The organism is Nonomuraea bangladeshensis (assembly GCF_039529455.1).
Classification (GTDB): domain Bacteria; phylum Actinomycetota; class Actinomycetes; order Streptosporangiales; family Streptosporangiaceae; genus Nonomuraea; species Nonomuraea bangladeshensis.
Window position 1 is genome coordinate 29,592 of record NZ_BAAAMV010000006.1, and the last position, 10,811, is coordinate 40,402.

Consider the following 10,811-nt stretch of genomic DNA (forward strand, 5'->3'; position numbering starts at 1 on the left):
GACTCCTCCAGCTTTGCCCGCTCCGCTAGAGTCGAATTCCGACCCTTCCGGAGTCGCGGTCCTCCTCCGCGGTCTCGCCCCCCTAGGAAGCACATTGCTCGAGATAGACAATCTCTCCCATGTGTACGGCGCCGGCACCCCCAACGAGCACCGCGCCATCGAAGGTCTCAACCTGAGCGTCGCCGAGGGCGAGCTGCTGTGCATCGTGGGGCCGTCGGGCTGCGGGAAGTCCACGCTGCTGCGCTCGATCGCCGGGCTCATCAGCCCGACCGGCGGCCAGGTCAAGGTCGAGGGCAAGCTCGTGCGCCAGACCCCCGACAACCTCGCCGTGGTGTTCCAGGACTACAGCCGCTCGCTGTTCCCCTGGATGTCGGTCGCCGACAACGTCGCGCTGCCGCTGCGCCGCAGGGGCATGGACAAGAAGGCCCGCCGCGAGGCCGCCATGGAGGCGCTGGAGTCGGTCGGCCTGTCCGCGGCCGAGCGCAAATACCCGTTCCAGCTCTCCGGCGGCATGCAGCAGCGGGTCGCGATCGCGCGGGCGCTCGCCTACCGGCCGACGCTGATGCTGATGGACGAGCCGTTCGGCTCGGTGGACGCGCAGACCAGGGAAGACCTCGAGGACCTGGTGCTCAAGGTGCGCGGCCACCACCAGATGACGATCGTGCTCATCACGCACGACATCGACGAGAGCGTCTACGTCGGCGACCGCGTGGTGGTGCTGTCCAAGGCGCCGGCGCACGTCGTGGGCGACCTCAAGGTCGACCTTCCCGGGCCGCGCGACCAGATCACCACCCGCGAGCACCCCGACTTCGTGCACCTGCGTGCCGAGGTGGGCCGCCTGGTCCGGGGCCACGCCGCGGTCGTCTGATCCGTCGCCTCCCGCGACGGAAAACCAGTTGCGCGGGCCGGGAAGATGGCGGGATGGACCGACAGCTCATCAGCGCCATCGCCCACACCGACCACCCGATCGCCGCGCCCGTCTCCGACGCCTCGCTCGACCGGCTGCTGCGGCGCGCGGCGCTGCCCGAGGGCGCGCGTGTCCTCGACCTCGGCTGCGGGTCCGGCGTGTGGGCGCTGCGCGCCCTTGAGCTGGTGCCGTCGGCCGTCGCCGACGGCGTGGACCTGTCCCCGCACGCCGTGGCGGCCGCCGAGCGCGAAGCCGAGGCCCGCGGCCTGGCCGGCCGGTTCGCGGCGCGGCTCGCCGACATCAGCGCCTTTCCCGCCGGTGAGCCGTACGACCTGGTGCTCGCCGTCGGCTCCACGCACGCCTTCGGCGGGCTGAAGGGCACGGTGGAGGCGCTCGCCAGGTTCGTCCGCCCCGGCGGGCTGGCGCTGGTGGGCGAAGGGTTCTGGGAGCGTCCGCCGACGCCGGAGCTGGTCGCGGAGATCGGCGCCTTCCCCGACCTCGCGGGCACGGTCGCGGCGGCCGAGTCCAGTGGCTGGCTCACCGTCCACGCCCACGTCAGCGACCGGGCCGAATGGGACGACTACGAGTTCTCCTGGACCGGCAGCCTCGCCCGCTGGGCCGCCGAGCACCCCGGCCCCGACGGCGACGAGGCGCTGCGGGCCGCGCGGGAGCACCGCGATATGTGGCTCAACGGCTACCGCGACCTGCTCGGCTTCGTCACGCTCCTGCTGCGCCGCTCCTGACCGGCGCGCGTTCCACCTCCGCCCGCAGTTCGGCACAGGCCGTGCGGATGACGGCGACGGCCTCGTCGATCCGGTCGCGGTGGGTGCGGTGGCTCAGGACGCACACCCGGATCATGTATCTGCCGCCGATCGTGGTGCTGGACAGCAGCACTCGCCCGGCGGCGTTGATCCGGCGCAGCAGGCGGGCGTTGAAGGCGTCGGCGTCGCCGTGCTCGGGGACCCAGCGGAAGGCCACCGTCGTGAGCCGCGGCTCCCACGGCACCTCGAACCCCGACTCCACCAGGGCGTCGTGCACCACGCGGGCCAGGTCCAGCTTCTCGTCCAGCGCCTCGCGGAAGGCGGCGAGGCCGTGCAGCTTGACCGGCAGCCACAGCCGCAGGCCGCGGAAGTCGCGGCTGAGCTCGGGCGAGTACTCGGTGAAGTTCGGGATCTCCTCCTCCGCGGCGAGGTCCTGGAGGTAGTCGGCGCGCAGGTGGTGCGCCGCGCGCAGCCGCGCACCGTCGCGGACCAGCAGCGCCCCGGTCCCGTACGGCAGGAACATCGCCTTGTGCGGGTCGAGCGTGATCGAGTCGGCCCGCTCGATGCCGCTCATGAGGGCACGGCCGCGCGCCGTGAGCTGGAACGGCCCGCCGTAGGCGGCGTCCACGTGGAACCAGAGCCCTTCGGCCCGCGCGATGCCGGCCAGCTCCGTCAGGGGGTCCATGGCGCCGGTGTTCGTCGTCCCCGCGCTGCCGATCACGAGGAACGGGCGCAGGCCCGCCGCCCGGTCGGCCGCGATCAGACCGGTCAGCGCGGCCGGGTCCATGGCGAGCGACGGCAGCGTGGGCACGGTGCGGAGGTTCGCCCGGGGCAAGCCGGCCAGCAGGGCGGCCTTGGCGGAGGAGGCGTGCGTCTGGTCGGTGACGTAGAGGACGCCGTCGAGGAAGCGTTCGCCGAGCAGCGCCGTACGCGCGGTGACGATCGCCGAGAAGTTGGCCATCGAGCCGCCGGAGGTCAGGATGCCGCGTGCCCCGTCCGGGTGGCCGAACAGGTCGCACAGCCAGCGGACGACGGTCGCCTCGATCTGGGCGCAGGCGGGCGCGAGGTCCCAGACCGCCACGTACTTGTTGAGCGCGGCGGCCAGGAAGTCGGCCAGGGCGGCGGCGTACAGCCCGCCGCCCGGCACGTACGCCAGGTAGCCCGGCCCCGCGCTCGTCCCGCCCTGCCGGGCCGCCGCGGCCACCGTCCGCAGCAGGGCGGGCAGAGGGCTGCCGTGCTCGGGGGCCGGCTCCCGCAGGCCGGCGAGCAGGCCGGCGTCGCTCGGGGCGAGGGCGGGCAGGTCCGGCAGGTCGCGCAGGAAGTCCTCGACGAGGGCCAGCGCGGCCTCGCCCATCTCACGGGTCTGCTCGGGGCCGGGTTCGAGTGGGTACGGGGTCACGTGCATGCCCGCATCCTGTCACCCGGACGGGCGCCGCCCGGGGATCCACACCCGGGAGGCGCCCGCGAAGCCGGGCTATACCGGCTCGTGCATGTGGCGGGTCAGGGCGTGCTCCACGAGGGTGATGAGGGTCGCCTTGACCGACTCGCGCTGCCGGGCGTCCAGCCGCACGATGGGGGTGTGTCCGCCGATGGACAGCGCCTCGCGGATCTCCTCCTCCTGGTGGGCGAAGTGCCCGTCCCAGCCGTTGATCCCGATGACGAACGGCAGCTTCGCCTCTTCGAAGTAGTCGATCGCGGGGAAGCTGTCGGCCAGGCGGCGGGTGTCGACCAGCACGATCGCGCCGATCGCGCCGCGCACCAGGTCGTCCCACATGAACCAGAACCGGTGCTGGCCCGGCGTGCCGAACAGATAGAGGATCAGGTCACGGTCCAGCGAGACGCGGCCGAAGTCCATCGCCACGGTCGTGGTCGTCTTGTTCGGCGTCAGCGAGACGTCGTCCACGTGGGCGGACGCGTCCGTCATGACGGCTTCCGTGGTGAGGGGGAGGATCTCCGAGACCGCACCCACGAACGTCGTCTTGCCAACGCCGAAGCCCCCCGCCACGACGATCTTCGTCGAGGTAAGGCCGGGGCTAGAGCCTTCGAAGTCCACTGAGCACCCTTTCGAGCAAGTTGAGGTCCGGCTTTCCCGCCTCCAGCGCAGGCTGGTGCACGCGGATCAGGCCCTCCGACGCCATGTCGGCGATCAGCACCCGGACCACTCCAAGGGGCTGGCGTAAAAGGGCGGAGATCTCAGCAACCGACCGCACGTTACGAGTCAGTTGGATGATCGCCTGATACTCCGGACTTAGTAGGGAAATGTCTTGGTATTCCGACGTCACGGAGGACACCAACGCCTCCATGGCGAACTTCATCCGTGGCGCAGTGCGCCCGCCGGTCACGGCGTATGGCCGTACCAACGAGCTCTTGCGCGACTGTGGCGCCGCCGGATGCGGCGGAGTGCTATCACCAGCCCAACCCTGACCTGTCACCATGATCTCCTGTCGACGCCCCCAGGCTAGCGGGGACGGGCCGCCTGCAGTTCAGCGCGTACGGCCGGCGTCAGCACCTGCCCGGCCCGCTCGACCAGCAGGGTCATCTGGTAAGCCACCAGACCCATGTCACAGTCGGGGGCGGCCAGAACCGCCAAGCAGGACCCATCACTGATGGACATGATCATCAAGAGCCCGCGCTGCATCTCGATGACGGTCTGGGTCACCATACCGCCCTCGAAGACCCGGGCGGCGCCCTGAGTCAGGCTGATCACACCGGAGGCGACGGCCGCGAGCTGGTCGGCCCGGTCCTTCGGGAAACCCTCCGAGTACGCGAGCGGCAGACCGTCCGACGAGACCACGACCGTGTGCGCCACTCCGGGCACGTTGTTCACGAAGTCAGTGATCAGCCAGCTGATGCCGCGCGCTCCCTGGCTCATCTCTCTCATTTGTCCTCCTCATTCTCTTCTCCGCGCGTGAACGCTCGGCCCTGGCGGACACCCTGCTGGAAGCTGGAGAGCCGGCTGCGCAACCGCTCGGGCGAGATCTGTGGCGGCGGAGACGTGGGCTGGGGCTCGGCGAGGCTGGCCGTGCCGGGCACCAGGTTCGCCTTGGGCACGCGGCGCGGCAGACCGGAGCTCGTGGTGCCGGCCTGCTGCGGCTGCGCGGCGGCCTGCGCGGCCTGGAAACCGGCGTCAGCGGGCGAGGACCAGCTGGCGCCGGCCCCCGACGCGCCGGGCCGGCGCTGCGGCAGCCCCGACGACCTGGACGCGCTCGCGGCCGGCGGCATGGCGGCCGGCTGGACCGGTGGCGGCGGCGCGGTGGCGTCGGCGGGGATGGCCGGGTGCACGGCGGTCACCTCGGGCTCGTCCTCCACCGGTTCGATGCGCTGCCTGACCTGCTCGGGCTCCGGCCGCCGGAACCAGTCGGAGCCGACCGAGGAGAAGATCGGCAGGAACTCCTCGCTCTGCTCCTCCAGCGGCGAGTTGCGCACGACCGGCAGCGGGCCGGTCATGTCCTGGGAGGTGTAGTTGCCGGCGCTGAAGGCCCCGAGCCCGGAGTGCCCGTTCTGCTCGTAGCGGTCGGCGGGCTTGGGGTCCTCTTCGAAGGGCGAGGCGTAGTCGGGGCCGAAGGCCGGCCGCGGCCGGTCGACCGACTCGAACAGACCCCTGCGCGGCAGCGGGTCGGCGAAGGAGGACCAGCGGGACGCCTCGTCCGGCTGCTCCTTGGGCGGCTCGGTCGCGAAGGACGGCCAGCGCGGCTCGTCGTCCTGCGCGGGCGGCGGCTGCTCGGCGAAGGACGGCCAGCGGTTCTCGGCGAACGGCTGCTGCGGCTGCTGCTGCGCGGGAGCGGGCGGCTCCTCGGCGAACGACGGCCAGCGGGAGGTCTCCTCGGAGTGCCAGCGCTCCTCCTGCCGCGCGGGAGCCGGAGGCTCCTCGGCGAAGGACGGCCAGCGCTGCTCGTCCACTCCCGGGCCGCCCGGCGTCGCCGCGGGCGGCTGGTCGAAGCCGGCGCGGTCGAACGGGCCCGGCCGGTCGCCGCCGAAGGCGGCCGGCTGCTGCTCGCCGAAGCGGGGCTGGCCGAAGGGCGACTGGCCGAAAGAGGGCTGGTCGAAGGAGGGCTGGTCGGTGGAGGGCGGGTCGAACGACGGCTGCTCGCCGAAGGACGGCCAGCTCGTGCCGGTGCTGCCCGGCGCGGGCAGCGAGCCCGGCCACTCGGTGTCGAGCACCTGGTTGACGGAGGGCTGCCCGCCGTTGGCCGAGGGCTGGTTGAACATGCTCGGGTCGAACGAGGTGAACGCCTCGTACTGGCCGCCCTGCTGGGGCACGCCGACGCCGCCGCTGATGAGCATGTCGGGCATCATCACCAGCGCGCTCAGGCCGCCGTTCTCGCGCTGGCTGAGCTGGACCCGGATGCCGTGGCGCAGGGCCAGGCGGCCGACCACGAACAGGCCCATGCGCCGCGAGACCGACACGTCCACGACCGGCGGGTTGGCCAGGCGCCAGTTGGCCTCGCCCAGCTCGTCCTGGCTCATGCCGATGCCCTGGTCGTTGATGGTGACCAGGACGCCGCCCTCGGCGGGGGTGCTGGTCACGGTGACCTTGCTCTCGCGCGGGGAGAACGAGATGGCGTTCTCGATCAGCTCGGCGAGCAGGTGGACGGCGTCGGTGACGGCCGGGCCGACGATCAGCGTGCTGGACGCGATCGAGATCTGGACCCGCTCGTAGTTCTCGACCTCCGACAGCGAGGCGCGGGCGATGTCGACCAGCGGCACCGGCTCGCTCCACTTGCGCGCGGCCTCCTGGCCGGCGAGGACCAGGAGGTTCTCGCTGTTGCGGCGCATGCGGGTGGCCAGGTGGTCGAGGCGGAACAGGTTGGCCAGTCGCTGCTCGTCCTCCTCGCCCTGCTCCAGACCTTCGATGAGCTGGAGCTGCCGTTCGACCAGCGTCTGGCTGCGGCGGGAGAGGTTGACGAACATGGAGTTGACGTTGGCGCGCAGCTTGGCCTCGTCGCCGGCCAGCCGGATCGCCTCGCGGTGGACCTCGTCGAAGGCCCGCGCCACTTCCCCGATCTCGTCGCGGGTGTTGATGCCGATGGACGGGACCTCCGGCACCTGCGCGCTCTCGCCGGACTCGCGCAGCACGCGGACGGTCTCGGGCAGCCGGGTGGTGGCCACCTGCAGCGCCTCGGCCCGGAGCCGGCGCAGCGGGCGGACCAGCGAACCGGCCACGCGGGTGGTGATGACCAGGACCAGGAGCAGCAGCACGAGGATCATCGCGCCGGAGATGATGGCGTTGCGCTGCTCGCTGTCGCTCAGCTCACGGGTGCGGGTCACGATCTTCGTGGCCAGGTTGTCCTCGACCTTGCGCATGGCGTTGGAGGTCGCCGTGGTGCTGTCGTACCAGAGGCTGAGGTCGCGGGAGGTGGTGACGTCGAGGTCGCCGAGCTTGTTGTACTCGCGCATCTGGGCGAGCGCCCGCTGGCGCATGGCGTCGGCGCGGTCGATCTGCTGGCCCCTGATGCCCTGCTGGTAGGCCTTGAGCTCCTCGGCGGACGCCTCGGCCTCGAACGAGGCCAGGGCGGCCTGCTGCTTGTCCCAGGAGCCCAGGAACTCGGTGAGGGCCTCGCCGTCCAGCTTCCGCTCGGCCAGCGCGACGATGAGCATGATCTGCTGGCGCGAGACCTCCTCCTTCATCGACTGCAGCGAGCCGAGCGACGCGATGTCCCTCTGGAGGCGGTCGTCGTTGACGCCGTCGGCCAGACCGGCCTGGATCGACGAGAAGATGCCGATCATCGTGGTGTAGGTCCGGATGGACGCCTGCGGCGGAACGTTCCCGACCATCGACGTCCGGAGGCTGTCGAGACCTTCGAGCCAGCGGGACATCTCGGCCACGCCCTCGCGGACGCGGCTGGTGTGGGAGTCGTCGATGGCCTTGGCGGCGGTCTCCACCTGCGCCTTGACCTTGTCCGTGGCCTGGCGCTGGTTCTTCAGCTGCAGCGTGCGGCCGGCCCGGTTGCCCGTGGCGACGGCCCACGCGGTGAGCGTGCGCTCCTTGGCGAGCTCGTGGTTGAGCGCGCCGACCTTCTGGACCAGCTCCGCGACCTGGGTCAGGCGCCGGTACTCGGCGCTGGTCCCGATGGCGTCGGCCAGCTGGATGCCGGCGAGGAGCACGCCCACGACCGTGGGGATGAGGATCAGAGCGACCAGCCTGGAGCGCACACGCCAGTTAGCCAGCCGGAACCTGCCGCCTGTGTACTCCCCCGACTTCGTATGCCTGGGGTTTTCCGTCCTCACTGACTCTCGCAACCTCTCGCCGGTACGTGCTCGAAAGAAATCAGACACGCGTGTGGCGCATGGGATTCCGTCCGGCTGGGTAATTGGAACACAGTCCGTACCAGATCGGCCAACCCGACATATCCCATCAAACACGCCCAAAGCTCTGCTTTAGGGTGCATTTCGCCGTACACGTTTTCAAGCGGGCCGGAACGAATCCCGCTCGGCGGGTGCCGCGTGCTTCACCATCAGATGACGCGTCACCGAATACTCCAGGACCGCCTCCTGGCTCATGTCCTTGCCGAACCCGCTGCCCTTCACCCCGCCGTGCGGCGCCTCACTGGCGATGGGAAGGTGGTCGTTCACCCAGGTCACACCCACGTCGAGACGGTGCGCCACGCGCATCGCGCGCGAGACGTCGCGCGACCACACCGACGAGGCGAGCCCGTAGCGGGTGTCGTTGGCCAGCCGGACCGCCTCGTCCTCGCCGTCGAACGGCAGCGCCACCAGGACCGGCCCGAAAAGCTCGCCCTGGACCATCTCGCTGTCCTGTGCGACATCGGTCACAAGGGTGGGCGGGTAGTAGAAGCCGGGCCCCTCGGGCAGGGCGCCGCCGTGCCGCACCCGGCCGCCGGACCGCTCCACGAACCCGTGCACGCGCTCCCGGTGCGCCGCCGAGATCAGCGGGCCGATGTCCGTGGCCGGGTCCCAGGGGTCGCCGTAGGTGATTTCGGCAAGAGTTGCCCGAAGCGCCTCCACGGCGTCGTCGTAGATCTCGCGGGCGAGGTAGACCCGGGTGGCCGCGGTGCAGTCCTGCCCGGTGTTGTACGTCGCCCCCATCGCCACGCCGTGGGCCATCTCCGCCAGGTCGGCGTCCGCGAAGACCAGCGCAGGCGCCTTGCCGCCGAGCTCCAGGTGCACCCGCTTGAGCGTGGCCGCCGCGCCGGTCATCACCGCCCGGCCGGTCTCCGTGGAGCCGGTGACGCTGACCATGTCCACGCCGGGGTCGGTGACCAGCGCCTGGCCGACCTCGGCGCCGCCGGTCACCGCCTGGACGAGCCCTTCGGGGGCGCCCGCCTTGGCGAACAGCTCGGCCAGGCGCAGCGTCGTGCGCGGCGTCTGCGGCGCCGGCTTGATCACCACGGCGTTGCCCGCGGCCACCGCGGGCCCGACCTTCCACACGGCCATGATGAACGGGAAGTTCCATGGCGAGATCGACCCCACCACCCCGACGGGGCGGCGCAGCATGACCGAGGTGTAGCCGGAGCTGAACACCCCGGCCCCCGAGCCGTCCAACGAGCGGGCGGCCCCGGCGAAGAAGCGCAGGTTGTCCACCGCGAACGGCAGCTCGCCGTCACGGAAGACCGCCGCCGGCTTGCCGGTCTCCTCCACTTCGAGCCTCGTCAGCTCCTCGGCGTCGGCCTCGACGAGGTCGGCCAGCCGCAGCAGCAGCCGGGCGCGCTCGGCCGGGGTGGTCTCGGACCACTCGGCGTAGGCGGCACGGGCGGCCGTCACGGCCGACGCCACGCCCTCCACCGGCGTGTCGGCGACTTCGGCGCACGGGAGCCCGGTGGCGGGGTTGATCAGTTCACGCATGGAAGATCTTGTCCTTACTGGCCGAGCTGCTCGATCAGGTCCGCGGCCTTGCGCAGGCCGTCGCGACGCCGGATCTCCTCGCCCGCGGCGGCGAGCCGCTCGCGCAGCTCGGTGTCGCCGAGCAGCCGGGCGATCGCCCCCGTGAGTTCGTCGTCCTCGAAGGCGTAGGTCGAGAGCCTGACACCGTAGCCCAGCTCGGAGACCCGCTGGGCGTTGTCGTACTGGTCCCAGAACAGCGGCAGCACGATCATCGGCTTGCCGAAGTGCAGGGCCTCGGTGGTCGTGTTGTTGCCGCCGTGCGTGATGACCAGATCGCACTGAGGGACGATCTTAGTCTGCGGCAGGAACTCCGCGCCCCACATGTTGTCGGCGAGCTTGATCTCCTCGTGCAGCGGGCCCTTGGAGACGATGTACTGGTGCGGGGTGGTCGCCAGCACGTCGATCACCCGCTGCATCAGGCCGACGTCGGCCGAGCCGAGCGAGCCGAGCGAGAAGTAGATCAGCGCGGTGTCCGGCCGGCGCTCGAAGGGCAGCGTGAAGTCCTCGTCGGTCTCGCGGACCGAGGAGTCGAGGCGGTGCCACGACGGGCCCAGCGGGCGGCGGTCCACGTAGTCGAGGATCTCCGGGTACACGTAGAGGTTGAGGTCGCCCTCGTGGATGAAGTCGAGGTCGGGCAGCGGCTCGGTGCCCTGCTCGACGCACCACTCGTTGTAGGCGCTCCACAGCTCGCGGTGGGTGCGGTCGTACTCGGCGCGGAAGTCGTCCCACTCGCTGCGGTCGTCGGCGGGCAGGCCCGAGAAGACCGGCGGGACGTCGGGGCCGCGCACCTCAAGGGGCTGGCAGGAGACGATCCTGACGAACTTCTTGCCGGCCGTCAGGAGCGCCGGGAAGGTGATCACGTTGTCCTCGATGATCACGTCCGGGTTTACGCGCTCTATGATGGCCTTCAGCTGCGGCTCGCAGTACTTCGCGCCGTCGATGAGCTCGCCCCAGATCGGCCTGGTGACCGTGTCGAGCTGCTCCTTGGTGCTCTTGCGGTACTCCGGGGCCGTGTCGCGGATGAAGTCCTTCCAGAACTGGCCGGCGTCCTGCTCCTCGGGGTTCTCGGGCGGCGGGGCCAGGTCGACCAGGTCCTCCTCGAAGCCCAGGGCCTCCAGCTTGCCCTTCCAGGACGACTCGGCGGCGAAGACGACGCGGTGGCCGCGGCGGCGCAGGATGTCGCCGATCCCGATGGAGTTGTTGGTCGGGCCGTACGCGCTTTCCGGCATGAACAGGAACGTGAGTGACATCGGAACTCCGAGGAGAGGGATTCGAAGAGTTGAAGGCTAATTCAAAAACGT

The 10,811-nt window shown here is 71.0% G+C and carries 9 protein-coding genes; 2 read left to right on the forward strand and 7 right to left on the reverse strand.

All coding sequences use genetic code 11. The features are described from left to right. The first annotated feature begins 94 nt into the window (after positions 1-94). The gene (locus ABD292_RS19660) at positions 95-868 is read left to right on the forward strand and encodes an ABC transporter ATP-binding protein (RefSeq protein ID WP_344209172.1); all 774 of its coding nucleotides are present in this window, start codon (positions 95-97) and stop codon (positions 866-868) included. A 53-nt stretch (positions 869-921) separates the two neighbouring features. After that, positions 922-1,650, forward strand: coding sequence for an SAM-dependent methyltransferase (locus ABD292_RS19665; protein ID WP_344209174.1), 729 nt, complete (start codon positions 922-924; stop codon positions 1,648-1,650). On the opposite strand, the gene ABD292_RS19670 is transcribed toward ABD292_RS19665, so the two are convergent. The 7 genes from ABD292_RS19670 to ABD292_RS19700 form a co-directional block, all read right to left on the reverse strand. Next, complete coding sequence (locus ABD292_RS19670) at positions 1,625-3,073, reverse strand: pyridoxal phosphate-dependent decarboxylase family protein (RefSeq protein ID WP_344209176.1); 1,449 nt, start codon at positions 3,071-3,073, stop codon at positions 1,625-1,627. The two genes, ABD292_RS19665 and ABD292_RS19670, sit on opposite strands and share 26 nt — an antisense overlap. Positions 3,074-3,142: 69 nt before the next feature. Continuing rightward, positions 3,143-3,721, reverse strand: a complete 579-nt coding sequence (locus ABD292_RS19675) for a GTP-binding protein (RefSeq protein WP_344209178.1) — start codon at positions 3,719-3,721, stop codon at positions 3,143-3,145. Further along, the gene (locus tag ABD292_RS19680) at positions 3,702-4,103 is read right to left on the reverse strand and encodes a DUF742 domain-containing protein (RefSeq protein WP_084685891.1); all 402 of its coding nucleotides are present in this window, start codon (positions 4,101-4,103) and stop codon (positions 3,702-3,704) included. The genes ABD292_RS19675 and ABD292_RS19680 overlap by 20 nt, the downstream gene beginning before the upstream one ends. A 23-nt stretch (positions 4,104-4,126) precedes the next feature. Further along, positions 4,127-4,549, reverse strand: a complete 423-nt coding sequence (locus ABD292_RS19685) for a roadblock/LC7 domain-containing protein (RefSeq protein ID WP_020546551.1) — start codon at positions 4,547-4,549, stop codon at positions 4,127-4,129. Next, positions 4,546-7,821 carry a sensor histidine kinase gene (locus ABD292_RS19690; RefSeq protein ID WP_344209182.1) on the reverse strand — a complete coding sequence of 1,092 codons (3,276 nt, stop codon included), beginning with the start codon at positions 7,819-7,821 and terminating at the stop codon, positions 4,546-4,548. The genes ABD292_RS19685 and ABD292_RS19690 overlap by 4 nt, the downstream gene beginning before the upstream one ends. A 252-nt stretch (positions 7,822-8,073) precedes the next feature. Further along, positions 8,074-9,471, reverse strand: a complete 1,398-nt coding sequence (locus tag ABD292_RS19695) for an aminobutyraldehyde dehydrogenase (protein WP_344209184.1) — start codon at positions 9,469-9,471, stop codon at positions 8,074-8,076. A gap of 14 nt (positions 9,472-9,485) precedes the next feature. Beyond that, entirely contained in the window at positions 9,486-10,760 is a 1,275-nt protein-coding gene (locus ABD292_RS19700; protein WP_344209186.1) for a glycosyltransferase, read from the reverse strand. Positions 10,761-10,811 lie beyond the last annotated feature (51 nt).